This is a genomic window from Clostridium sp. 7_2_43FAA (genome assembly GCF_000158375.2).
Classification (GTDB): Bacteria; Bacillota; Clostridia; order Clostridiales; family Clostridiaceae; genus Clostridium; species Clostridium tertium.
Genome location: NZ_JH815222.1, coordinates 1,889,178 through 1,916,127, shown reverse-complemented (window position 1 = coordinate 1,916,127; position 26,950 = coordinate 1,889,178). Strand labels below are relative to the sequence as shown.

The following is a 26,950-nucleotide window of genomic DNA, read 5'->3' as shown; positions in this document are numbered from 1 at the left end:
ATGATAGTAAAGACATATCCACTTGGATCATTGCAAACAAATTGTTATTTAGTTATAGATGAAAATACAAATAAAGCAGCTGTAATAGATCCAGGTGCAGAGGCAAGTTATTTAATTAAAGAAATTGAAGCTTTAGGAATTAAAATAGAAGTAATACTTTTAACACATTGTCATTTTGATCACAATGGAGCTGTAGAAGAATTAAAAGATAAATATAAAGTAGATGTTTATCTTAATAAAGCAGATGAGGAATACATGGAAATGGATTCAACGGGAATATTTGGTAAGTTACCTAACATTTATAAATATATAAATGAAGGTGATGAAATAAAAGTTGGAAAATTAACTTTTAAAGCAATATTTACACCAGGGCACACAAAAGGTGGAACTTGTTACTTAGTAGAAGATAAGGTGTTTACTGGAGATACTTTATTTAATGGTTCAATAGGTAGAACAGACTTCTTAGGTGGTAGTTATAATGAGCTTATAGAAAGTATAGAAACTAAGCTTATGGTACTTGATAATGACGTAGAAGTTTACCCAGGACATGGGCCAAAATCTACTATTATATTTGAAAGGATGAGAAATCCCTTCCTAGCATAAGAGGAGAATAAATGGAATTAAAGATTAAGTTAAATAATTTAAAATATAGATATGACGTATATCAAATGTTTAATATATATTATGCACTTGACGAAATTAAGTTTGAGGAAGATGGTAACTATATAATAAATATAGAAGAAGATAAAATATCATTTTCATTTAATGATTTTTATAGAGAATGTAATGTTTTAGAAAATATAAAAGAAGATATTAAGAGGTTAATTTTTTCTTCATTGAAAGAAATAACTGGAGATTACTATCCATGGGGGATACTTGTAGGAATAAGACCTTCCAAAATAGCTTTAAAGTACTTAGAAGAAGGAAAAAGTGAAAAGGAAATAATAGATTTATTTGCAAAGAAACATTTAGCTTCGGAAGAAAAAGCTAAGCTTTGTATAAAAGTAGCTAAAAAAGAACAGGAGCTTGTAAATAAAGATGAAAAGAGTATTGCAATTTATATTGGAATGGCATTTTGCCCGACAAGATGTTTTTATTGTTCCTTTACAGCTAATCCTATAGGTAGTAATAAAAAATTAGTTAATCCTTATTTAGAAGCGTTAACATATGAAATAAGAGAAATGAAAAAGTATGTTAATGAGAGAAATCTAAAAATAGAAAGTGTTTATTTTGGTGGGGGAACTCCAACAGCAGTAAATAATGAAGAGTTTGAAGATATTATGAAAGAAATTTATAATGCTTTCGTATTGGATAAAGAAATACTTGAGTTTACTGTAGAATGTGGAAGACCGGATAGTATAACTTTAGAAAAGCTTCAAACTATGAGAAAATATAACACTACTAGAATAAGTATTAATCCTCAAACAATGAATGATGAAACATTAAAAATGATTGGTAGAGGACATACATCAAAAGATGTTATAGATAAATTTAATTTAGCTAGAAATTTAGGCTTTGATGATATAAATATGGATATGATAATAGGATTACCTGGTGAAGGGATAAAAGAAGCAGAATATACTGCAAATGAAATCTTAAAACTAAGACCAGATAGTTTAACTGTCCATGGATTATCTTTAAAAAGAGCATCTATTCTTTATGAAAATTTCATTTTAAAGAAAGGTATACAAATAAAGAAGCAAGATGAACTTTCATTAATGTATGAAGTAAGTAGAAATTTAGCTAAAAGTTTAAATATAGAGCCATATTATATGTATAGACAAAAAAATATGGTTGGCAATATGGAGAATTTAGGCTATTCTAAAGAAGGCAAAGAATGCTTATATAATATACAAATGATAGAAGATAAGCAAACTATAATAGCTTTAGGGGCAGATGCCGTATCAAAAGTAGTCTTTCTAGAAGAAAATAGAATTGAAAGATTTGGAAATGTTAAAGATATTAGAGAGTACACAAGTAGAATTAAGGAAATGGTAGAGGAAAAGATAAAACTTTTAGATGAACTTTACCTTAAATAGGAGGAGATATTTTATGGAAATCCAAGCACCTAAGGGTACGAAGGATATGCTACCTCAAGATGCATATAAATGGCATTATGTAGAGGGAGTTTTAAGAGATGTTTCAAAATCATATGGGGTAAGAGAAATAAGAACTCCAATGTTTGAACATACAGAATTATTTTTAAGAGGTGTTGGAGAAACAACTGATATAGTGCAAAAAGAAATGTATACTTTCAATGATAAAGGTGATAGAAGTATTACCTTAAAGCCAGAAGGTACAGCACCAACAGTAAGGGCTTTCATAGAAAATAGATTATTTAATGAAGCTCAGCCAACAAAGTTATATTACATAATACCTTGTTTCAGATATGAAAATGTTCAAAAAGGAAGACTTAGACAATTCCATCAATATGGAGTTGAAGTTTTTGGTTCAAAAGAAGCTTCAATTGATGCTGAAGTAATTTCATTAGCTATGGAATCATTAAAAAAATTAGGGCTTAAAAGCTTAAGTTTAAATATAAACAACTTAGGATGTCCTAAATGTAGACCTAAATATAATGAAGCACTTAAAAAATATCTTGAAGAAAATTATGATAATCTTTGTGGAATTTGTAAAACTAGATTTGAAAAAAATCCAATGAGAATTCTTGATTGCAAAGAAAAAAGTTGCAATGAAATAACTAAGCATGCTCCAATTATATTAGATTATATATGTGAAGAGTGTGATTCTCACTTTACTGAAGTTAAAAATTATTTAGATGCTTTAAAAATACAATATAAAGTAGATCCAGGTATAGTTAGAGGATTAGATTATTATACAAAGACTATATTTGAAATATTAAATGATGATTTTACAGTTTGTGGAGGCGGAAGATACGATAAGCTTATAGAAGAAATTGGTGGACCAGAAATGCCAGCTGTAGGATTTGGATTAGGTTTAGAAAGACTTATAATGACTTTAGAAAAAGAAGGTATAGAAATTCCAAATGAAGGGGTAGTTGATCTTTATATAGGTGCTAGGGGAGAAGCGGCTAAGACAAGTGCTTTTGTATTAGCTAATAAACTTAGAGCTATTGGTATAAAGACAGAAATAAATCATATGGGAAGAAGTATAAAGGCAGAAATGAAATATGCAAATAAGATAGGTTCTGCTTTTACTACAATTTTAGGTGATGACGAACTTCAAAATAAGACATTAAAGCTTAAAAGAATGAGTGATGGTGAGCAATTTGAAGTGAGTTTAGATAATATAGAAGAAATAGCAAAGCTTGTAAAATAGTTAGGAGGAAGAAAAAATGGGTGAAGCTTTAGGTGGCTTAAAAAGAACCCTAATGTGTGGAGAAGTTAGAGAAAATAACGTATCACAAAAAATCACATTAATGGGTTGGGTGCAAAGAAATAGAAAATTAGGAGGTCTACAATTTATTGACCTTAGAGATAGAACAGGAATAATGCAAATAGTATTTGGTGAAGCAATAAATGCTGAGGCTTTTGAAAAAGCTAAAGATGTTAGACCTGAATATTGTATAGCAGTTACTGGTGAAGTAGTTTTAAGAGAAGCTCCTAATCATAATATGCCAACAGGATTAGTAGAGCTTAAGTGTGAAAGTTTAAAAATTCTTTCAGAATCAGATACACCTCCAATATATATAAAGGAAGGATTAGATGCTGCTGAAAGTATAAGATTAAAATATAGATATTTAGATCTTAGAAGACCAGATATGCAAAGAATATTCATGATTAGAAATAGAATTTCTAAATCAGTTCGTGATTATTTAGACGATAATAACTTTTTAGAAGTAGAAACTCCAATGCTTACTAAGAGTACTCCAGAAGGAGCTAGAGATTATCTTGTACCTTCTAGAAACTATCCTGGAATGTTCTATGCGCTTCCACAATCACCACAAATTTTTAAACAACTATTAATGGTATCAGGATTTGATAGATATTATCAAATCGTAAAATGTTTTAGAGATGAAGATTTAAGAGCAAATAGACAACCAGAATTTACTCAAATAGATTTAGAAATGAGTTTTGTTGAACAAGAAGATGTTATTAAAATGAATGAAGGTTTAATAGCTCATGTATTTAAAGAAGTAGCAGGAGTAGATGTTAAATTACCAATAAAGAGAATGACATTTAAAGATGCTATGGAAAAATACGGTTCAGATAAACCAGATTTAAGATTTGGAATGGAAATAACTAATATTACAGAAGACGTTAAGGATATGGATTTTGTAGTATTTAAATCAGCAATAGAAGCTGGTGGTTCAGTAAGAGCTCTTTGCTTAAAAGGTGGAGCAGATCTTGGAAGAAAGCCAATAGACAAATTAGGTGAATTTGTTAAGACATATAAGGCTAAAGGTCTTGCATGGATTCAATTAAAAGAAGATGGAGTTAAGTCTTCTATTGCTAAGTTCTTAACTGACGATGTTACAAACTCAATAGTTAAAACTATGGGAGCAGAAGTTGGAGATGCTATATTTATAGTTGCTGATAAGAATTCAGTAGTATTCCAAAGCTTAGGAGCACTAAGATTAGAGCTTGCTAAACAATTTGACTTAATAAAAGACAAAAATGAATTTAATTTTACTTGGATTACAGAATTCCCATTATTTGAATATGATGAAGAAGAAGGAAGATATCATGCAGCACATCATCCATTTACATCACCTATGGATGAAGATATAGATATGCTAGAAACTAATCCAGGAGAAGTTAGATCAAAAGCTTATGACTTAGTTTTAAATGGTGAAGAATTAGGTGGAGGATCTATAAGAATCCATGATTCAAAACTTCAACAAAAAATGTTTAAAGCATTAGGATTCACAGAAGAATCAGCACAAGAAAGATTTGGATTCTTAATAGATGCATTTAAGTTTGGACCACCACCACATGGTGGATTAGCTTTTGGACTTGATAGAATGGTAATGTTCTTAGCTGGAACAGAAAATATAAAGGATGTTATTGCATTCCCTAAAAACCAAAATGCTTACTGTTACTTAAGTGAAGCACCTAATATAGCAGATGAAAAGCAATTACAAGAATTAGGTATTTCAATAAATACAAAAGAAGATTAAAATAGATTACAAAGTGTAGTATCAAGAAAATTGATACTAGATTATAAAAAAGGAAGTTCGAGTTAGAACTTCCTTTTTTGCGTATATTAATATAATTATGAAAGATTTTTATAAAAATGTGATACATATGCAATAAATAGGTTTTCGATTTAGATTACTTTTTCAACGTAATAAAACTTACTTGAAAAAGTAAATTAAGTTTTACTTTAAATAGGTTTCTGAGACTGTAAATTTTTTATTCTATTGACAATAGTGTGTATATGAATTAATATATGTATATAGATGATATATACACATTATATACAATTGGAGGTGAAAGATTGGATATAGTAATTAGCAATTCCTCACAAGTACCCTTATATGAACAAATTGAAAGTCAAATAAAGAATCAAATTATTAATTTGACTTTAAAACCTGGAGAAGCATTACCTTCAATAAGAACTTTAGCTAAAGAGTTAAAAGTAAGTATAATTACTACTAAAAGATCATATGAAGAACTTGAAAAAGAAGGATTTATTAAAACTGTTGTAGGAAAAGGGACATTTGTAGCAGAATCAAATAATGAAAGACTTAAAGAAGTGGCTATGTTTGAAATTGAAAATAAATTAGAAGAAGCAATAGTTTCTGCAAAAGCTATTGGATTAACATTAGATGAAGCATTAGGAATATTTAAGAGTTTATATGAGGAGGTATAAAAGTGGAAGCAATTGAAATTAAGAATTTAAAAAAAGAGTATAAGAATTTTAAGTTAAATATAGAAGAATTAAAAGTAAAGGAAGGTTTTATAACAGGATTTATTGGACCTAATGGCTCAGGAAAAACAACTACTATAAAAGCTATTATGAACATGATTAAATGTGATGAAGGAGAAATTTTAGTTCTAGGAGAAAATATTTCTGAAAACCCTAAAATCAAGGAATCTATAGGTTTTGTTGGCGATGTATGCGGATTTTTAGAAGAAAGTAAATTAAAAAATATAAAGTTATCTATAGCTAGATTTTATAGAAATTGGGATGAAAAATTATATAATAACTTAATTAATAAATTCAATCTAAATGAATCTTCAATTTATGGGAAATTATCTAAAGGGCAAAAGAAACAATTTGAATTAGCTATGGCATTATCTATAAAGCCTAAAATTATAATAATGGATGAGCCTACTGCCAGTTTAGATCCAATTATAAGAAATAAATTTCTAGAGATATTACAAGAAGAAATGGAAAAGGAAAACCTTACAATTTTTTATTCAACACATGTAACAAGCGATTTAGAAAAATGTGCTGATTATATTATATTTATATATAAAGGTAAAATTATATTATACGGTGAAAAAGATGAAATATTAGAACAACATTCTATAATAAAAGGAAAAAAAGAACTTTTAGATAATGAAACAAGGAAATATCTTATTTCTATTAAAACTAATGGGTTTGGTTTTGAAGGACTAACATCAGATAAAAAAGAAGCATTTGAGATATTTGGAAATGAAGTTATTTATGAAAAACCAACTTTAGAAGATATTATGCTTTATTATACTAGGAGGAATTAATATGAGGAAAATATTAAATTTATTATTTTTACAATTTGAAACAGTATTTGCATTAAAAAAATATATGATTTTAATAATTGCCATGGGAATATTTTTAGGATTTATAAATCCTGAAATGATGACTTTTGGTGGAGCACTATTTATAATGGCCACATGTTATAGTACAGCATTTTATGAAGAGAAAAGTAAAATGAATTATTTAATATATTCTCTACCAATAAAGCCAAAAGAATATATATTATCAAGATATATATTTGTAGCTATTAATACACTAATAGCCACTATAGTATCATTAGTACTATATACAGGCTTGATTTCTTTAAATATAGTTACGATAAGTGAACTTGGTCCATTATGGCCATTTATTTATATAATGATAGGTATAGGTATTTTTGTAATGACTATATTGATTCCATTAGAATTAACTTTAGGGTTTGAAAAGGGTAGAATAGCAATGGTATTTTTAGTAGTTTTTCCAATGGTATTTTCAAGTGAATTAATAAAATATTTACCTAATATAAATTTTGATATGTTAATAGTAAAAGTACTAATTGTTCTATGTATATTTACATTAATTTTATCATCATATTTTATTACTTCAAATCTATATGCTAAAAAAGATATCTAATAAATTGGATTAGAATTTATATTATATGAATTCTAATCCAATTTACTATTTCTACTTTATATTAAGCAATAATGAACTTATTTTGTGTATAGCTTTTACAATTATATTACTTTAGATTTCAAGCGAGTGTAAATTTACTTTAATATTAAGATAGCGATAAAATAATAAAAATTATATATGTTAGTTTTTTTATAGAACGTAATTAATTTAAGATTCATATATTTTATTAAAAGAAAAACTAGCAGGTGTAATTATGAAATTAGAATTTATAGATAAACAAGACTTTAATAAAATAGTAGATGAATTAAAAAGCTTATATAAAGTGTGCCTTAATAAAGATCTAAGTACAGAATATTTTTTATGGAGATATTTAAATAATCCAATAGATGATTTTGTTCTTTGTATTGCAAGGGAAGATAATAAAATAGTTGCAAGTTATTCAGTTTTACCTATTAATATAGTAGTAGATAATGAAATAATTAAAGCAGGAATATCTATGCCGATATTAGTTAAACCTAATTTTCGAAATAATGGATTGTCTTTTGAACTTGCAATAAAAGTCTATGAAAAGCTAAAAGAAAGAAATTATAGCTTATTATTAGCATTCCCAAATGAAATATATCATTATAATTTAGTGAAGAAATTTGGATTTGAGGATATATATGAAATGCCAACACTTAAGCTAGAAATTAAGGATAAGGATATTTACCATATAAATAGATGTGATATTCAAAAAGTAGATGTAGATAATGATTATAAGTTTAATTATTCATTACTATTAAAAAATAATACTAGCAAAATCAAAATTTATAAGGATGTAAATTATTTAAAATGGATATTTAGAGAAAATCCTATAGAGAAATATAATAATTATGTCGTTAGTAAAAATAAATTAGTATTAGCATCACTTGTATTAAAAAAAGATAAAAATAAAATTGAAATATTAGAATTGAATTCAATAGATAAAGAATACACTAAAATTTTATTATGCAAATTATTTAGAGATAGTATAGAAGATGAAATTAAAAATATAGAACTATGTTGTTCTATTTATAATAAAAATCACAGAGTTTTAGAAGAATTAGGTTTTAAAAATGATATACCTGTAACATACTTTACACTAAAGAAAATAAATTGTTTGGATAATAAAATTAATGATTATAAAAATTGGTGTATTCAAATGAGTGATTTTAAAGATAGTTTAAAATAGAAATGGATAATTTATTATAAATTATCCATTTCTATTTTTTTATAATTAGATAAGTTGAGAGCTGTATTAAAATTATTATTGGTATTCCTAAGGTGAACTTAAGATGTTTTGTTTTGTGCCTAAAAAAATACATGCCTAAATAAGTTCCTATACTTCCACCAATTAAGGAAATGAAAATAATAGTAGATTCTCTAATTCTCCATTGTTTTTTTATAGCTTTTTGCTTGTCTATATAAACTATTGTAAAAGCTATAATATTAATAATAAAAAGATAATAAATAATAATTTTTTCCATAGAAATCTCCTTTATAAGTTTTATAGTATATATGCTAAGTATAAACTATAAAGCTTATTTTAGGAAATAAAGTTAATTATTTAATTGAGCCTTGAACGATTCCTTTAATTATATACTTTTGAACAAAGAAGTAGAAAATAATTATTGGAATAACGGCTAAAATTAATGCTGCCATGGCTAGTTCCCATTGCTTAGAAAATGCACCAAAGAAATTATTCATAGCAAGAGGAATAGTGTTTATTTTACCATTTATAGTTAGGAATGGTAGCAAGAAGTCGTTCCATATCCATATACCGTTTAAAACCATAACAGTTACGGTAATTGGCTTTAAAAGAGGAAATACAATCTTATAGTATAATTGCCATTTATTACATCCATCTATTATAGCGGCTTCTTCAACTTCTAAAGGAATATTATTTATAAATCCATGATATAAGAATATACTCATACTTGATCCAAAGCCTATATACATAAAAATAAGTCCATAATGTGTTCCAAGCATATTAAAGTTTATAGCATCAATATGCATCATACCCATCCATTTTACTAGAGGTAGCATCACAGCTTGAAAAGGAACTATCATTGCGGCAACAAATAAGTAAAATATCACTTTACTGGTTTTAGTTTTGGTTCTAGCTAAAGTCCAGGCAGCCATTGAGGAAAATAAAACTATTAGTATTATGCTTAATGCAGTTATTATTAACGAATTAATAAAAGCACTACTCATATTCATTCTTTCTATTGCATCTGTATAGTTACTAAAATTCCATTTTGAAGGTAAACCAGTAGTATTATCAAATATTTCTCTTCGGCTTTTAAAGGAATTTATAAGCATAAGATAAAATGGAACCATATAAATTATAAGTAGGCACCAACCAAGGGTTTCTAGTATCCCTAGTTTATAGTTATAGCTATTTAATGTTTTTAATTTGCTTTGTCTTTTAATTTGCATTACATTTCAACCTCCTTTTTCTTAGTAAAATAAACTTGAGTCAAGGAAATTGCTGTAACAAATATAAAGAATATTATAGCTTTGGCTTGACCAACTCCCATACTATTTGATACAAAAGCTTCTTTATATATATTTAAAGAAAGCATTTCAGTGGTTTTTAAGGGAGTTAAAGAAAAGTTTAAATCAAAAAGCTTAAAAGAATTAGCAAGTGTTAAAAATAAACATACTGTTATTGAAGGAGCAACCATTGGTAAAGTAATATGCTTAAAGGCTTGTAGTCCATTAGCACCATCAATATGACTTGCCTCAATTAAATCAGTAGGTACATTTTCGAGTGCAGCTACATAAATAACCATTATATATCCAGCATATTGCCAAGCAGAAACTATAAGCATAGCTAAAATAGCAGTATTTCTTTCTTGAAGAAGGGATATGGATAGAAAATCAGATCCAAGCTTAGCCCCAAGAGATGTAAAAACTGAATTGAATAAAAATTGCCATATAAATCCTAAAATAAGTCCACCAATTAAATTTGGCATAAAGAATCCAGTTCTAAGAAAATTCTTAGTCTTTAAATTTCTAGTAACAAAATAGGCTAGTCCAAATCCTATTAAATTTATAGAGATAACACTTGCAATAGTATAAACTATTGTAATTTTGAAGGAATAAATAAATTGTGTATCTTTAAAAAGATTACTATAGTTAGAGAAACCTACAAAATCATAATTAGGATTGGCACCATTCCAATTAGTAAATGTATAATATATTCCTATCAAAAAAGGAATTATTACTACTATGGTTAGTGCAAATAAAGAGGGACCTACAAAAAGCCAAAATCCCTTATTAGATTTACATTTTTTTGCCATATTATCATCTCCCATAAAATTTAGCCATAATATAAGTATCCACAAGGGATTAAAATCCCTTGCGGACAAAGAAAAATATTATGGATTTACTTTTTAGTAAGGGCTTGTATCTCTTCAAGCATCTTAGTTTGATCTATTTCACCTTTAGCATATTTTGAGAAAATAGGTCCTATTTTTTCCATACTAAATCCATCAGGAAGGTTAGTAAATGCCCAAGGAAGAATTTTTCCAGCATTATTATATTCAATTATTGATTTAGCTAACTTATCATCAGTTTCAACTTTGAAATTAGTAAATGCAGGTATCATTTTCATATCTTCTATTAATGATTTTGACCAGTTTCACTAGTAACCATCCAATCAAGGAATTCTTTAGCTTCAGTATTTACAGCAGAATCTTTATTAACTGTCCAGTACATTGGTACTCCAACAGGAATGCTTCCACTTACTTTAGTATCATTATTGATTGCTAGTGGAATAAAGCCCATATCAAAATTTGCTTCAAGCTTAGTTAAATCTCCAGCAACCCAGTTACCTTGATGTAAGAAGGCAGTTTTACCTAAAGCAAAGTTACCAACTTGAGTACTATAATCTATAGTATCTAAAGTAGCTCCTCCACTATATTTGCAAAGTAAATCAACAAGGTTCATCCAATCTTTAAAACCTTGATTATTTGTAATATCAGCTTTCCCATCAGTATAATCCTTAGTGAATTGAGCAGGATTTTCTTGAACTGCTAATGGAATATTAAAAGTATGATTACCAGTTACCCATGTTTCCTTAGTTGTATAAGATATAACATTTTCTAAGCCTAGATCAGCTTTCTTGGAATCTAATGTTTCAACAGCAGCTTTTAATTTATCGAAAGTGTCGATTGATTTTGGATCTATAGATGCCTTATCTAAAATTTCTTTATTATATATTAGTCCATAACCTTCAGTTGCAACTGGCATACCATAGATTTTACCATCTTTCGTTACTGTATCTAATGTACCTTTAACAGCATTAGAAATCCATTTTTCAGAAGATAAATCATCAACTTTATGGGACCATACTTCTAAATCACCAGCCCCTTGAATCATGAATATATCAGGATCAGTACCTTTTTGAAATTCAGCTTTTAAAGCTGCACCATAGTCAGCACCACCTCCTACTGAAGTGACTTCAACTTTAACTCCGGTTTCTTCTTCATATTTTTTTGCTAGTTGTTGTAAAGCATCGTTAATTTCAACTTTAAGTTGAAATACTTTAACTACTTTATTTCCATCACTTTTATTGGTATCGTTTTCTGTTTTGCCAGAATTAGAAGAACATCCAACAAATATTCCAGCCATTAATGATGTAGTTAAAACAGTTGCTAAGACTTTTTTCATTTTATAATCCCTCCATATATATTTTAAAATTAATTGAAAGAGCAAACGATTGCACTTCTTACCAACATATTACATTTAATAAAAATATTATTCAATATAAATATTAACAAATTGTAAAATTTGGATTTCTGCACTAAATAATATATTTTATCTACAGATAAGATTAATATATATATAAATAAATTTCTTCTTGATATATAAATTAAATAAGCCTTAAAGTAATATATTTTGAGGATATCAATAATATATTTAAAAAATTATAAATATCATCTACATAAATGAGAAAAGAGTGTCAATATTTTTATAAATTTAGTAGTGAAATATTGGAGAATTAAGAGAAAAAATGAAATATTAAATTTGGATAATTTTACAATTGATTAATTTTATAAAATATACTTAGTTTATTAATTTATACTAAAAATAGGTCATATTCAAAAACTATATAAAAATAGAAATAATATGGTTCTTAAAGATATTTATATATTTAAGAAAATAAATATATAAAATTAAGTTAGTTAATGTTAACAAAATGAGTTTAATATTTGAATTATATTTGAATATTGCTAAATTTTTATTCTTATTTTTACCTTTTTGTGGTATATTGGACATAGTTATTTGTCATTATTAATAAATATAAGAAAAAGAGGTGGAAATATGAAGAAAAACGAATATGGTTTATTCACTGCCATAGGGATGATAGTAGGAATTGTAATAGGATCCGGGATATTTTTTAAAAGTGATAATATTTTAGTAGCAACTAATGGAAGTATAAGCTTAGGAGTCCTTGTTTTCTTTATTGCTGCTATGGGAATAATATTTGGAAGCTTAACTATTTCAGAATTAGCATCAAGGGAATCAACTGCAGGAGGGATAATAACTTATGCTGAATTTTCATATAATAAGTCTATTGCTTGTGCATTTGGATGGTTTCATACATTCCTATATTATCCTACACTTATTGCTGTAGTTGCATGGGTATCAGGGATATATATATGTATGTTATTTGGAATTGATGGTGGACTAGCAATTCAAACATTCATTGGATTTATAGTTATGATAGTACTATATATATTAAATATTTTATCTGCAAAACTAGGAGGATATTTTCAAAATGCTTCAACTGTGATTAAAGTTATACCGCTAATATTAATAGCATTAGCAGGAGTTTTCTTTGGGGATCCTAGTGAAATATCAGCAAGCGACATTACACATATGAAATCTGCAACATGGATAGCTGCAATTGCACCTATAGCCTTTTCTTTTGATGGATGGATTATATCAACTTCTATTGGGCATGAAATTAAAGATTCTAAAAGGAATCTACCAAAGGCTTTAGTAATTGCTCCTTTATTTATATTAGTTATTTATGTATTATATTTTGTTGGGATAAGCATGTATATTGGACCTGATACAATTATGAGTTTAGGAGATTCTCATGTTGACTTAGCTGCCAATAAATTATTTGGAGCATGGGGAGCTAAGATAATATTAACATTTGTAGTTATATCTATATTGGGTACTGTAAATGGATTAATAATGGGACATACTAGGTTACCATATTCTTTAGCTATAAGAGGAATGTTTCCAAAATCAAATAAGATAAAAATAGTTAATGAGAAATTAGGTATGCCAATTATATCTTCAATAGTAGCTTTGGTAATTTCATTAATTTGTTTAATTATTCATTATATAACGCAAAAATATAATTATTTACCTAATAGTGACATATCAGAAATATCTATTACAATAAATTATTTATTATACATATTATTATATTTTAAAGTATTTAAAATGGGATTAAGTGGTGAGATTAAGGGAATATGGAAAGGAAAGGTTAATCCTATTCTTGCAACTATCGGATCGCTTATAATTTTATTTGGAAGTATTGGAAATACATTATTCTTTATATACACATTTATATGTGGAATTATCTTAATATCAGCAATTTTATTTTGGAAATATAATAAAGATGACGTTGTACTTTAACATAAGAAAATAGTAAGAAAAGATAGGGAAAAGTCCTATCTTTTCTTATTTTGAAGAAAAAGAAGGAATAATATATAAATATGTAAAATTAAAAATGTTTCCAATATTTTACATATAATATATAATTATTAACATAAGCTTATTATTGTAGCCTAATTATATTTTAACTGGGATAAAAGGAGAGGGTTATATTGAAGGGTATGATCTTATATTTTAGTGGCAGTGGAAATACAAAATTTATTGCAAATAAAATAGAAGAAGAATTTATAAAAAATGGTTGTGATATAGAAACTCATTCTATAGAAGAAAAGATAAATATTAAGAACTTTTCATACGATTATTTAATACTTGGATTTCCTAAGTATTTTGAATATATTCCTCAAAACTTTATGGAGTATATAGATGATAATTTAGGTCCATCTGATAAAGAAGTAAAAACAATGATATTTACCACTGGTAAGGATAAAAATAAAATGTACTTTGATGAATTAGAAAAAGGTTTATTAGAAAAAAATTTTAAAGTCATAATGACTAAAAATTTTAAAATGCCAAATAGTTTTATTATAAGTAAAAATTATAAAAGTGTTAAAGATTTAGATAATATTTATCAAAGTTCATCAAATAAAATAAAAGATGCAGTTGCAAATTTTTTAATTGAAAATTATAGTAAAGAAGAAATAAATAATTTTAAAGCAACAATAATGAAAAGATTATATAAGTTTAAAACAAAAGATTTATATAAAAATTCATATAGGTTTTCTGTTAATTCGAGTTGTGACAAATGCAATTTATGTGTTAAGGCTTGTCCGACAAGAAATATAGAATATATAGGAGGTGATATTAAATTTAGAGATAATTGTATTATGTGTTGTAGATGTATAAGTTGCTGTCCTAAAAATGCAATATTGTATAAAAATAAAAAATATCCACAATACAAAGAAAATATAAATTTAATTATAAGTTAATTGATATATGAGAATAAATACAGGGTATAATGCAAAAACTTTCTATAAGAGCAAAATCTCTTGTTGAAAGGATGATTAAATGAACAGATTAGCATGTAATGTAAGGAAGTGCAATCATAATTTTTTTGGAATATGTGATAATGATAATATTAAAATCATCAATAAGATAGATGGTGAACTAAAAACATCTTGTATAACATTTGAAAAATATAAAATTTCTAAAAGAGTATTTATGATAGGAAAAACAGATTTATATATAGATAGATTAGATAAAATTCAAGATAGTTTACTTACTCCATATATTGAGTGTAGTGCAGAAAAATGTTTTTATAATAAAGAGAAAATATGCTGTTCTAGCTATGTTATGATAACTTCCATTAAAGAAAATGGTAAACTGGAGGGACGATGCGAATCTTTTAAAGCAAATTAAAAATAATTAAAGTTTAAAACAATATTATAGATATAAGAGGTTTAGTGTAAATTATTACTAGAACTATCTTATATCTTTTTTAGTATTAAAAATTATTTGCAAAGAAACTAAAATCAATTATTTTGAGGATATAGTGATTGCTTTATTTTTTATATTCAAAATAATAATTATTATGTTATTATATATATAAGTTAAAATATATATTTTTATTTAGCTAAAATATGTTGTTAATTAATAATATTTAATAATGTTAGAAATAAAAGAGGTAGAAAATGAAGAGGTTGTTAATTTCAATATCCAAGATTATTCAAGGAATAATGGTAGCTTTATTTACAATTGGATTAAGCGTGATTATATCATTAAATTTAAGGGTTATTTATAGCTACTCGATAGATAAATATGATTTAACAAGATTAGGACAACTTTCAAAAGACGCATTAATGAATGATTATAATATATTATTAAATTACTTACAAAATCCATTTATAAAAAAGTTGAAATTTAATAATTTTATAATGAGCACTAATGGAGAATTTCATTTTTATGAAGTTAAAAAAATATTTTTGAATATTTATTTAATTATTATAGTCATATTACTGGCATTTATAGTAATTAAATTTATTTTAAGGAAATATAATAAAAAATTCAACCTATTTAAGATTCTTAATTATGGGGCTAATACACTGATAAGCATAATTGCAGTATTATTAGCTTCAATATTTATAAATTTTTCAAAGGCATTTGTAGTATTTCATAAGATATTTTTTAATAATGATTATTGGGTCTTTGATTCAAAGACAGATCCTATTATTGACGTCTTACCAGAAGAGGTATTTAAATTATATGCTATAATAGTGATAGCATTTGTTTTAGGATTTATAATTCTTTACAAGATATTTTATTATAGGGAAAAGAATAAAAATAAATTAGGTAAGAATGAAATTATTATGAAAGAGTGAAGGAATCCCTTCACTTTTCTTTTAAATATATAAGTCATAATAAATGTTAAATGTAATATAAGCGTTAATTAAACAGATTATTAGTTGGCAAATATAATTTTAAGATTTGCAGATAACTTATTTAATTATTAAATATGATTAAGAACGTATGTTTGTGTTGATAATTATAATAGTTAAATAAATGGTAGATAGTTTTAAGGAGTGTTTTATATGAAAAATAGAGGTTTAGAAATATTAGAAAAATATTATGGATATAAAAGCTTTAGAAGAGGGCAAGAAAATATTATAAATAGTATTTTAAGTGGAAATGATGTATTAGCTATAATGCCAACTGGTGGAGGAAAATCAATTTGCTATCAAATACCTGCATTATTATTAGATGGAGTAACTATAGTAATATCTCCACTTATATCTTTAATGAAGGATCAAGTTGATGCAATAAAAGAGATGGGAATAGAATCTACATATATAAACAGTTCATTAACCTCTAAAGAGTTTGAAGAAATAATAACTAATGTTAAAGAAAATAAATACAAAATAGTATATGTAGCTCCAGAAAGATTAGAATCATATGAGTTTATTATGGCTATAACGGAATGTAGGATAAGTCAAATTGCAATAGATGAAGCGCATTGTGTATCTCAATGGGGACATGATTTTAGATCAAGTTATAGAAGAATAAAAAACTTTATTGAAATGCTTAATATAAGGCCAATTGTAACAGCTTTTACTGCTACAGCAACAGAAGAAGTAAAAGGGGATATAATAAATTTACTTGGACTTAGAGACCCAAGTTTATTTGTAACTGGATTTGATAGAGAAAACTTATTTATCAATATAGAAAAAGGAAATGACAAAAAGAGTTATATATTAAAATATATAGAAGAAAATAGAGATAGCTCAGGAATAATATATGCAGCAACAAGAAAAGAAGTTGATTATATTTATGAACTATTAACTTCCAATGGATATAAAGCTGGTAGATATCATGCAGGGCTAAATGATGAGTTAAGAAAAGAAAATCAAGAAGATTTTATAAAAGATAAAATTAATATAATGGTTGCTACAAATGCTTTTGGTATGGGAATAGATAAGCCTAATATTAGATTTGTAATTCACTATAACATGCCTAAAAATATAGAAGGATATTATCAAGAAATAGGTAGAGCAGGGAGAGATGGAGAAAAAAGTGAATGTATATTATTATTTTCTCCAAGTGATATCCATACACAAAAATATCTAATAGAAGTTAGCACTGAAAATATAGAGAGAAAAAATAATCAATATTTTAAACTTAAGCAAATGGTAGATTTAATTTATAGTAATGATTGTTATAGAAAGTATATTTTAAATTATTTTGGTGAAGATGTTCATGAAAATTGTAATAACTGTAGTAATTGCTTAAGTGAAGGTGAATTAGTAGATAAAACTATAGATGCACAAAAGGTATTATCATGTATTTACAGAATGAAAAAATCCTTTGGAGTTGCAATGGTAGTAGACGTTTTAAGGGGCTCTAAAAACAGTAAGGTTATTAATGCAAAATTTAATGAACTATCAACTTATGGAATAATGAAAGACTATTCTAGTGATGAGCTTAAGGTTTTTATAAATACTTTAATTTCTCATGGATATATAGATTATGTAGAGGGGACATATCCAGTTATAAAGCTTAATAATAAATCAATTAAAGTTATTAAGGGGGAGGAAAATGTTCAATTCAAGGAAGTTAAAATTAAGAGTACTTCAAATGATAATAATACATTATTTGAAATTTTAAGAGAACTTAGATTTAATATTGCAAATGAAGAAGGGGTTCCTCCTTATATTATATTTGGTGATAATACACTAAGAGAAATGAGTACTAAATATCCACTTAATTTAGAAGAACTTATGAATATTAGTGGAGTTGGAGAAGTAAAACTAAATAAATATGGAGAAATATTTATTAATACAATAAAAGATTATGTTGATGAAAATAATATAAAAATAGTAAATAATGAATACAAGAAGAAAAATGAAGAAGTTTATTTGAATGTTGAAAGTAATAAAGAGTTATTATCAAGGTTAAAAGTAATCAGACGAGAATTTGCTAATAAAGAAAATTCTCTTCCACAAGCTATTTTATCTTTAAATACTTTGAAGGAAATAAGCGGAAGGTTCCCTTTGAATTTAGAGGAGTTAAAAGATATATCTGGAATAGGACCAAAGAAGATAACAAAGTATGGAGATGAAATAATAGAAGAAGTCAGAAGGTTTGTAGTAGAAAAAGACTTAAATATAGTTTTCGAAGAAAAAGGAAAAAGAAAAGTAATAATTGATGGAGAAAAGAGATCAAATGAAGAAATAGCTATAGATATGATAAAAGATGGAGTTAATTTAGATTTAATTTCAGAAAATATTGAAGTATCTATTTCTACAATATTAGGATATGTAACAGACTATATAAAGGAAAATGGAGAGTTTTCTATTAGTTTAAATTTAAATAAATATTATAATCATGATGATAAAGAAAAGATATTAAAAGCTTGTGAGGTAAATGGGTATGAAAAGGTTAGTATTTTGAAAAAGTATTTACCTGATAATATAAAATATGAGTCAATAAGAGCGGTAATATTAGAGGAGTATTTTAAAGTATCCTAGGTAAAATTAGAACAAAACAGGTGTTACTTAAAAGTAACACCTGTTTCATATTTGTAGATTAAAGAGCTAATTTTAAAATTTCTAAAGCTTCAGGATAACGTATTTCTACAAAGTTTCCTACGTGATCGCAATGGGCAACTAATTTTCTTGCCATTTCATCTATATGTTTATCATTAATATTTACATGACTTAATCTAGTTGGAAGCTCAATTTTAGTAAAGAAGTTTTCTAAAGCTTCAATACCACGAAGAGCTGTTTCTTCAGGATTATTCATATTTATATCAATATCAAAAACTCTATTTGCAAATTGAGCAAATCTATTTATATCATGCTTATAAACGTATTTCATCCAAGCTGGGAATATAATAGCAAGTCCAGCACCATGAGCAATATCATATATTCCACTTAATTCATGTTCTATATCATGTGTTGCCCAATCTCCAATTCTACCCATGCTTAAAGAATCATTGTGAGCTACCATACCAGATAGCATGATTTCTGCTCTAGCATTATAGTCATTAGGATTTATATTCAATCTTAATGCATTATTTATTATTGCTTTTAAGGCACCTTCACATAATCTATCAGTTAAATCTACATATTGCTCATTAGTAAAGTATCTTTCAAGTATATGAGCAAACATATCTGCAATACCGCAAGAAGTTTGATATTTAGGTAAAGTAAATGTAAGTTCTGGATTTAAAATTGAAAATACAGGTCTTAGTGTAGGGTGTCCAGTACTTCTTTTATATAATCCATCTTCATTTGTTATAACACAACCAGAGCTTGTTTCACTACCAGCAGCAGGTATTGTTAATATAGTTGCGACTTGTAGACATTTATGATTGATAGGTGTACCTAAAAATAAGTCCCAAACATCTCCATCATAATTTACACCAGCAGCTATTGCTTTAGATGAATCAATAACGCTTCCTCCACCAACAGCTAATATAAAATCTATATCATTTTTTCTGCAAAGCTCTATACCTTCTCTTACAAGTGATACTCTTGGATTAGGTTTAACTCCAGAAAGTTCGATTACTTCTATGTTTTCTTTCTTTAATGAATTTATAACTTTATCATATAATCCAGTGGATTTTATACTTCCACCACCAAAGTGAAGTAATATTTTATTGGCATATTTTTTTACCTCTGCACCAACATTATTTTCAGTATCTTTTCCAAAAATGATTTCAGTACCATTTTTATAATTAAAATTCCTCATAAAGTCCTCCTTATATTTAAATATTAAAATATAAATACATAATACTCCAATAGTGAAAAGGTTTCAAGTGGCGTAAATTACATAAAATATAATTTACATATGAATAGTTATTTCATAACTTTCTTTAATAAATTAATTTTATTATTATATGGTGCAAATTTAATTGGAAACTCAATGAAAGTCCCTCTTTTAATTACGGATTTTTTATGAGTGAATACATCAAAGCTTGCTTTACCATGATATGCCCCCATACCACTTGGACCAACGCCTCCAAAAGGTAAATATGAAGATGCAACATGGATTATAGTATCATTTATTGTAACTCCACCAGATGTAGTTGAATTTAATACTTTTTCTATTGAAGTAGAATCCTCAGAAAAATAATATAATGCAAGAGGCTTATCTTTATTTATTACATAAGTTAAAGCTTCATCTAAACTTGAATATTCTAAAATAGGAAGAATAGGACCAAAAATTTCTTCTTCCATGATTAAGCTATTTTCTTTGATATTTGTTAAAATAGTTGGTTCCAAATATAGATCTTTTTCGTCAACGGATCCTCCAAAATATATTTCACCATCATTTAAATAGTTTTTTAATCTTAATAATGAATGTTTGTTTACTATGCGAGGAAAATCAGAACTAGATTTTATATCAGATCCAAATTGTAGTAATAATTCTTTTTTTAATTCTTTTAATAATTTTTCTTTAATATCTTTTTGAACTAATATATAATCTGGAGCAACGCAGGTTTGACCAGCATTTAAAAATTTACCCCAAACTATCCTTTTGGCAGCCAAACCTAGTTTAGCCGAATTATCTACTATACAAGGGCTTTTTCCTCCAAGCTCTAAAGTAACTGGAATAAGATTTTTTGATGCCTTTTCCATAATTATTTTTCCAACTCTAACACTTCCAGTAAAGAAAATGTAATCAAATTTTAAATCTAGTAAATAGGAAACAGTATCCTTTCCACCTAAAGGATTAACAACTCTTATATAATTTTCTTTGAAATTTTCGTTTATTATTTTTTCAAGTAGTAAAGCTATATTTTGAGTGCTTTCTGAAGGCTTAATAATAGCACAGTTTCCAGCAGATATAGCACCTATTAATGGAGCAATAACTAATTGAAATGGATAGTTAAAAGGACCTATTATTAAAGTTACCCCATAAGGATCTTTATAAATGTAACTTTTAGCAGGAAAGTGAACAATAGGACTTTTTCTTTTTTCTCTTTTAGACCATTTCCTTAAATTTTTTATATGAAGATTTAATTCATCATAAACTATTCCAATTTCAGTAGCATAACTTTCAAAATTTGATTTTCTTAAATCTTTATATAAGGCATCCATTATATCTTGTTCATTTTCTTTTATTAAATTTTTAAGTTTTTTTAAATTATTAATTCTATAGTTAATATCTTTTGTTTTATTAGAATAAAAAAACTCTTTTTGACTATTAAATATATTTAAAATATTCTCCATAAGAACCTCCATGATTTATCACATAAAAATCAAAATCTACATAATAATATTTATATATAAGCTTATTATAGCACTTAAAATAATAATAAATTAAATTATCTTTAAAAATAGTAATATAGTTATATTTTAAATAAAAAAATATAAAGTTTATAGTAAAAATTTTGAATTAATTGGAATGTATAAATAATAATAATTTATATAAAATTAAGTAAGATATATTTAAAATTTGAAGTTTCATTTAACTTGTTATATTGATTAGTTAATAATATATAATTAGTAATTATGCATTTTCTTAATTGAAAGATAGATGTATAAATGTTAAAATATATATACCCTATAGAGGTATAGTATTATGGAGGTTTTAAGTATGGAAGAGGAAAATGAAAAGCTAAGAAAAGATATAGTAAATAGATTGAAAAGAATTGAAGGACAAGTAAAAGGAATTCAAGGAATGATGGAGAAAAATGTGTGCTGCTCTGATATATTAGTGCAAATATCAGCAATTAGATCAGCAATAAACAGAGTAGGTGGACTAACTATTGAGTATTATGCAAATAATTGCTTAGGTATTGAAGAAGGGTCATGCGAGCAAGATACTTTAAAGCAATTAATAAAAACTATAAATACATTTGTAAAATAATATTTAAAAAATCTTAATTAACTATTTACAAACTATTAATAAAGTGATAATATTTTTTATAAATAATTGAATTATAGGCTATGATGAGAAGAAGTAAAATTGATGTATCTTTTCAGAGAGTTCTACATTAGCTGTGAGTAGAATAAGAAAGTTAATTTGAATAACATCTCTGAGCCGTGCCCCGAAAGATAACACCTAGTAGGCGGTAACCGGGTTGCGCCCGTTATAGTGCTAGAGTATCTAAGTTTTACTTATGTACTTGAAGAGTCTATTATTGTGAAGTAATAGTGAATTAAGGTGGCAACATGGAATTATAGCTTTCATCCTTTTATATATAAAGGATGAGGGCTTTTTTTATTGTAATAAAACTGTTTTACTCGTGGGGATTTGATTATTTAAATTTAATTAATTATTTATTTAAAGGGGGAAGTTTAAAATGAAAGTAGAAGGAATAATAATACCAGAAGGTTACAAAAGTAGCACAACATTGATTGAAACAGAGGTTCATATTAAAAAAATAAAAGACTTCTTTGAAAAAAAACTAGCAGAAAACTTAAACTTAACAAGAGTTTCAGCGCCATTATTTGTTGATGCACAAAGTGGTGTTAATGATAATCTAAATGGAGTAGAAAGACCAGTAAAGTTTGATGTATTAGCAACTGGAAAGGATGTGGAAATAGTTCATTCATTAGCTAAATGGAAGAGACTAAGTCTTCATAGATATGGATTCAAAGTATCGGAAGGATTATATACTGATATGAATGCAATAAGAAGAGATGAAGAACTAGATAATTTACATTCTATTTATGTAGACCAATGGGATTGGGAAAAAGTTATAGATAAAAAAGATAGAACTGAAGAAAAGCTAAAGGAAGTAGTAAGATGTATTTATGATGTTTTTAAGGAAACTGAAAAGTATGTTCATAAAGATCTAATAGAGAGTGAAGATAAATTACCAGAAGAAATATTTTTTATAACTACTCAAGAGTTAGAAGACAAGTATCCAGAATACACTCCAAAAGAAAGAGAAGATGCTATATGTAAAGAACATAAAGCTGTATTTTTAATGAAAGTTGGAGGGGTTTTAAAATCTGGAGAAAAGCATGATGGAAGAAGTCCAGACTATGATGATTGGAACTTAAATGGAGATATATTATTTTGGTATCCACTTTTAGATAGGGCTGTAGAGCTATCTTCAATGGGAATAAGAGTAGATGAAAAAGCATTAGATTATCAACTTAAAGTTTCTGGAAATGATGACAGAAGAAGTTTAGATTTTCACAGGATGCTATTAAGTGGAGAATTACCTTATACAATAGGGGGAGGAATAGGACAATCTAGAATTTGTATGTATTTACTAAATAAAGCACATATAGGAGAAGTACAAGCAAGTACATGGGATGAAAAAAATTTAAAAGTATGTAGAGAAAACGACATAAACTTATTATAATCTATTAAATAAAGAATAATCAATATCTATTACTAATAGTAACTTTTAAATAATATTGACAAATAAAAATAATTATTTATAATTATGATATATTAACTTATAAATACACATTAACTTTTGAAGGTTTAAGGTAATGTGAATAAAGGAGGCGAATTGCATGAAGGCATTTGTTGACGAAAATACATGTATATCTTGTGGACTTTGCGAAGGAGTCTGTCCAGAGGTATTTTCATTAGAAACAGGAGTTTCAGTTGCTATAGAAGGAACTGTTGCAGCAGAATTGGAAGATGCAACAAGAGAAGCTTGTGAAAGCTGTCCAGTAACAGCTATTTCAATAGAAGAATAATTTAAAAGCCATACACTGAATAATAAAGTGTATGGCTTTATTTTTTAAATTTTCTTTTTGCACGTCTTTCTAATTCTCTAAATTCTCTCTTCTTTCTAGCAGACATTAAAAGTCTAGTAACTGTCGATACAAATATAACTCCAAGAGAAAGTGAACCAGCATTTGCTAATGTAGTTAATCCTATTTCTAAAGATTTCATTATGTCTCCATTTATAGCTTCATACATTGTATAATACATTCCTCCACCAGGAACTAATGGAATTAAGGCACAAATTATAAGCGTTGTAACAGGAGTTTTTAATACTCTTGCAAGAACTTCTGAGTAAATACTAAAAATAATTGCTGAAATAAAAAATGATGAAGTTGTATTAAAGCCTAAACTTTCACAATATAAACTTGTGAACCAACTTAATCCACCACCTAAAGCAGCATAAAATAATTTTTGCCCCTTTATATTAAATAATATACCAAAACCGAGTGTAGAAAAAAATGCAAATAATGATTGTATTAGCATATTATAATCCTCCAAAAGTAGAAATCCAAAAACTAAGTACAGCACCAGTACCTACAGCTATTGAAATTGCAACTAAAAAAGCCTCAGCAGCTCTAGTAAGACCTGCAAGCAAATCGCCGGATATTGTATCTCTTATTGCATTTGTAATAGCAAGACCGGGAACTAATAGCATTATGGAACCAATTATAGTCTTGTCTATGTCATTTATAAATCCTAACTTTAAAAATAAAATAGCCATTATAGCAGCAATTCCTGCTGAAATACTATTTATAAAAAATTGATTTATTTCAAGGCTAGAAAATTTTATAGATACTGACTTTATAATAAGTCCAATAAAAAAAGCAGCAATAGCTTCTTTTATTTTTCCACCAAAAAGAAACACAAAGCAAAATGCACCTAATGCAGAAATTAATATAGCTGTTTTATCATTATATCTTTCTCCACTATTTATTATTTGGAGTTGAGTTTTTAGTTCAGATACAGATAATCCTCTGCTTATAATATTTCTAGACAAATCATTTACTTTATCAACTTTATTTAAATCAATAGTCCTTGTTGAAACTCTTCTAATTAATGAATAGGTTTTTCCTTCATGACATACAGAAACCATAATACCAGTTGTAGTAACAAAGCTTTCTGCATCCTCTACTCCATAGATTTTACAAATTCTCCATATTATTTCTTCAGATCTATATGTTTCCCCACCAGACTCAAGCATTATTTTTCCTGCGAAAGTTGCAACGTGAAGTATTTCATTCATATCCATATTGTATGCTCCTTATAAACCTAAAAATTTTCTTAAAGTATTATAACATAATAGCATTATACATAGTATATACTAATTTACAGAATTAATAATATATATAATATTATTAATGAATTAATTTATAAATTTATAAAAAAACAAGAATAATTTAGAAATATTAATTGATTATTATTTAAATTATATTTATAATTTAGTAAAAAAGGATTTGGGGTGATTAAATGAATTTTGAAAACATTTCAAAAGAAGATAAAGCAATTTATGAATTAATAGAAAAAGAACTAAAAAGGCAACAAGATGGAATTGAACTAATTGCATCAGAAAATTTTGCTTCAAAAGCAGTAATGGAAGCTATGGGATCATTCCTTACAAACAAATATGCAGAAGGATACCCAAATAAAAGATATTATGGTGGATGTCACGTAGTTGATGAAGTAGAAGATATAGCAAGAGAAAGAGCAAAAGAACTATTTGGTGCTGAGCATGCAAATGTTCAACCACATTCAGGTTCACAAGCAAACATGGCTGTTTATTTATCAGCACTAGAACCAGGTGATACAGTTTTAGGAATGGATTTAAGTCATGGAGGACATTTAACTCATGGTTCACCAGTAAATTTCTCAGGAAAGCTATTTAATTTTGTTTCCTATGGTGTTGATAAGGAAACTGAAACTATTGATTATAATATAGTTAGAGAATTAGCTCTTAAGCATAAGCCAAAACTTATTGTAGCAGGTGCAAGTGCATATGCAAGAATAATTGATTTTAAAGCTTTTAAGGATATATGTGATGAGGTAGGAGCTTTATTCATGGTAGATATGGCTCATATTGCAGGGCTTGTTGCAGCAGGAGTACATCCATCTCCAGTGCCATATGCCGATTTTGTAACATCAACAACACATAAAACATTAAGAGGACCAAGAGGTGGATTAATTCTTTGTAAAGAAAAATATGCAAAGCAAATAGATAAAACCATATTCCCAGGAATACAAGGAGGCCCACTTATACATACTATAGCAGCAAAAGCAGTATGTTTTAAAGAAGCACTAGACCCAAGTTATAAAGAATATATAAAAAGTGTAGTTAATAATTGCAGTACATTAGCTAATGAATTAACTAAATATGATTTTAAAATAGTTTCAGGTGGAACAGATAATCATTTAATACTTGTTGATTTAACTAATAAAGATGTTACAGGAAAAGATGCAGAAATACTTTTAGATAGTATAGGAATAACAGTAAATAAAAATACTGTACCAAATGAAACTAAAAGTCCATTTGTAACATCTGGAATTAGAATAGGTACTCCAGCTGTAACAACAAGAGGATTTAATGAAGAAGATATGAAAGAAGTGGCAGCTATTATAAATGATGCAATTTCTAAAAAAGATCATGATTTAGAATTATTAAAATCAAGAGTTAAAGCTTTATGTGAAAGGCATCCATTATATAACTAATAAAATTTATATATAGTATAGACTAAATTATAAAATAAATAAAAAAACTATAAATAGTAGAAAGATGATTTTATTCTGATGAAGCAGTTTATTACATATTTCTACTATTTTTTAT

At 26.8% G+C, this 26,950-nt stretch carries 24 protein-coding genes, 1 pseudogene and 1 other annotated feature; of the genes and pseudogenes, 17 read left to right on the top strand and 8 right to left on the bottom strand.

Annotated features, from left to right (window positions below):
* The 8 genes from CSBG_RS10650 to CSBG_RS10615 all read left to right on the top strand — a co-directional run bounded on the left by CSBG_RS10650 (position 1) and on the right by CSBG_RS10615 (position 8,488).
* On the top strand, positions 1–603 hold the full coding sequence (locus CSBG_RS10650) for an MBL fold metallo-hydrolase (protein ID WP_008679393.1): 603 nt from the start codon (positions 1–3) through the stop codon (positions 601–603).
* 11 nt (positions 604–614) lie between these two features.
* The gene (locus tag CSBG_RS10645; protein WP_008679390.1) at positions 615–2,039 is read left to right on the top strand and encodes a coproporphyrinogen III oxidase; all 1,425 of its coding nucleotides are present in this window, start codon (positions 615–617) and stop codon (positions 2,037–2,039) included.
* A gap of 13 nt (positions 2,040–2,052) precedes the next feature.
* Positions 2,053–3,300, top strand: a complete 1,248-nt coding sequence (hisS, locus tag CSBG_RS10640) for a histidine--tRNA ligase (RefSeq protein WP_008679389.1) — start codon at positions 2,053–2,055, stop codon at positions 3,298–3,300.
* Positions 3,301–3,316: 16 nt separating this feature from the next.
* The gene (aspS, locus tag CSBG_RS10635; RefSeq protein WP_008679386.1) at positions 3,317–5,101 is read left to right on the top strand and encodes an aspartate--tRNA ligase; all 1,785 of its coding nucleotides are present in this window, start codon (positions 3,317–3,319) and stop codon (positions 5,099–5,101) included.
* A 320-nt stretch (positions 5,102–5,421) separates the two neighbouring features.
* Entirely contained in the window at positions 5,422–5,796 is a 375-nt protein-coding gene (locus CSBG_RS10630; RefSeq protein ID WP_035285310.1) for a GntR family transcriptional regulator, read from the top strand.
* Between the two features lie 2 nt (positions 5,797–5,798).
* On the top strand, positions 5,799–6,650 hold the full coding sequence (locus CSBG_RS10625; RefSeq protein WP_008679382.1) for an ABC transporter ATP-binding protein: 852 nt from the start codon (positions 5,799–5,801) through the stop codon (positions 6,648–6,650).
* 1 nt (position 6,651) lies between these two features.
* Positions 6,652–7,278: an ABC-2 transporter permease gene (locus tag CSBG_RS10620; protein WP_008679380.1), complete on the top strand. Its 627-nt coding sequence runs from the start codon at positions 6,652–6,654 to the stop codon at positions 7,276–7,278.
* Between the two features lie 253 nt (positions 7,279–7,531).
* The gene (locus CSBG_RS10615; protein WP_008679378.1) at positions 7,532–8,488 is read left to right on the top strand and encodes a GNAT family N-acetyltransferase; all 957 of its coding nucleotides are present in this window, start codon (positions 7,532–7,534) and stop codon (positions 8,486–8,488) included.
* 31 nt (positions 8,489–8,519) lie between these two features.
* On the opposite strand, the gene CSBG_RS10610 is transcribed toward CSBG_RS10615, so the two are convergent.
* The 4 genes and pseudogenes from CSBG_RS10610 to CSBG_RS10595 all read right to left on the bottom strand — a co-directional run bounded on the left by CSBG_RS10610 (position 8,520) and on the right by CSBG_RS10595 (position 11,973).
* Complete coding sequence (locus CSBG_RS10610; RefSeq protein WP_008679376.1) at positions 8,520–8,783, bottom strand: DUF1294 domain-containing protein; 264 nt, start codon at positions 8,781–8,783, stop codon at positions 8,520–8,522.
* 76 nt (positions 8,784–8,859) lie between these two features.
* Entirely contained in the window at positions 8,860–9,735 is an 876-nt protein-coding gene (locus CSBG_RS10605; protein ID WP_008679374.1) for a carbohydrate ABC transporter permease, read from the bottom strand.
* Complete coding sequence (locus CSBG_RS10600; protein WP_008679371.1) at positions 9,735–10,601, bottom strand: sugar ABC transporter permease; 867 nt, start codon at positions 10,599–10,601, stop codon at positions 9,735–9,737. The genes CSBG_RS10605 and CSBG_RS10600 overlap by 1 nt, the downstream gene beginning before the upstream one ends.
* 86 nt (positions 10,602–10,687) lie before the next feature.
* Positions 10,688–11,973: pseudogene (locus tag CSBG_RS10595) on the bottom strand (ABC transporter substrate-binding protein).
* Between the two features lie 654 nt (positions 11,974–12,627).
* Here CSBG_RS10595 and CSBG_RS10590 point away from each other — a divergent pair.
* From CSBG_RS10590 to recQ, 5 genes are all read left to right on the top strand, one after another.
* Positions 12,628–13,959, top strand: a complete 1,332-nt coding sequence (locus CSBG_RS10590; protein ID WP_008679368.1) for an APC family permease — start codon at positions 12,628–12,630, stop codon at positions 13,957–13,959.
* A gap of 200 nt (positions 13,960–14,159) precedes the next feature.
* Complete coding sequence (locus tag CSBG_RS10585; RefSeq protein ID WP_141396848.1) at positions 14,160–14,924, top strand: EFR1 family ferrodoxin; 765 nt, start codon at positions 14,160–14,162, stop codon at positions 14,922–14,924.
* 79 nt (positions 14,925–15,003) lie between these two features.
* Positions 15,004–15,354, top strand: coding sequence for a DUF1540 domain-containing protein (locus CSBG_RS10580; protein WP_008679365.1), 351 nt, complete (start codon positions 15,004–15,006; stop codon positions 15,352–15,354).
* Positions 15,355–15,626: 272 nt separating this feature from the next.
* On the top strand, positions 15,627–16,313 hold the full coding sequence (locus CSBG_RS10575) for a TIGR01906 family membrane protein (protein WP_008679363.1): 687 nt from the start codon (positions 15,627–15,629) through the stop codon (positions 16,311–16,313).
* Between the two features lie 210 nt (positions 16,314–16,523).
* On the top strand, positions 16,524–18,956 hold the full coding sequence (gene recQ, locus CSBG_RS10570; protein WP_008679361.1) for a DNA helicase RecQ: 2,433 nt from the start codon (positions 16,524–16,526) through the stop codon (positions 18,954–18,956).
* 58 nt (positions 18,957–19,014) lie between these two features.
* Here the strand turns inward: recQ and CSBG_RS10565 are convergent, their stop codons facing one another.
* Complete coding sequence (locus CSBG_RS10565; RefSeq protein WP_008679360.1) at positions 19,015–20,181, bottom strand: iron-containing alcohol dehydrogenase; 1,167 nt, start codon at positions 20,179–20,181, stop codon at positions 19,015–19,017.
* Positions 20,182–20,288: 107 nt separating this feature from the next.
* Positions 20,289–21,665, bottom strand: coding sequence for an aldehyde dehydrogenase (locus CSBG_RS10560; RefSeq protein ID WP_008679358.1), 1,377 nt, complete (start codon positions 21,663–21,665; stop codon positions 20,289–20,291).
* 367 nt (positions 21,666–22,032) lie between these two features.
* Between CSBG_RS10560 and CSBG_RS10555 the strand changes: the two genes are divergently transcribed.
* The 3 genes from CSBG_RS10555 (at position 22,033) to CSBG_RS10545 (ending at position 24,101) form a co-directional block, all read left to right on the top strand.
* Entirely contained in the window at positions 22,033–22,305 is a 273-nt protein-coding gene (locus CSBG_RS10555) for a metal-sensitive transcriptional regulator (protein WP_008679356.1), read from the top strand.
* A gap of 71 nt (positions 22,306–22,376) precedes the next feature.
* Positions 22,377–22,636 (top strand) — a binding site (T-box leader).
* Between the two features lie 105 nt (positions 22,637–22,741).
* The gene (gene asnA, locus CSBG_RS10550; protein ID WP_008679354.1) at positions 22,742–23,755 is read left to right on the top strand and encodes an aspartate--ammonia ligase; all 1,014 of its coding nucleotides are present in this window, start codon (positions 22,742–22,744) and stop codon (positions 23,753–23,755) included.
* A 157-nt stretch (positions 23,756–23,912) separates the two neighbouring features.
* The gene (locus tag CSBG_RS10545; protein ID WP_008679353.1) at positions 23,913–24,101 is read left to right on the top strand and encodes a ferredoxin; all 189 of its coding nucleotides are present in this window, start codon (positions 23,913–23,915) and stop codon (positions 24,099–24,101) included.
* A gap of 37 nt (positions 24,102–24,138) precedes the next feature.
* Here the strand turns inward: CSBG_RS10545 and CSBG_RS10540 are convergent, their stop codons facing one another.
* Entirely contained in the window at positions 24,139–24,615 is a 477-nt protein-coding gene (locus CSBG_RS10540) for a threonine/serine exporter family protein (protein ID WP_008679351.1), read from the bottom strand.
* Between the two features lies 1 nt (position 24,616).
* Positions 24,617–25,381, bottom strand: a complete 765-nt coding sequence (locus CSBG_RS10535) for a threonine/serine exporter family protein (RefSeq protein WP_008679350.1) — start codon at positions 25,379–25,381, stop codon at positions 24,617–24,619.
* Between the two features lie 218 nt (positions 25,382–25,599).
* Between CSBG_RS10535 and glyA the strand changes: the two genes are divergently transcribed.
* Complete coding sequence (glyA, locus tag CSBG_RS10530) at positions 25,600–26,835, top strand: serine hydroxymethyltransferase (RefSeq protein WP_008679349.1); 1,236 nt, start codon at positions 25,600–25,602, stop codon at positions 26,833–26,835.
* The last annotated feature ends 115 nt before the right edge of the window (positions 26,836–26,950 follow it).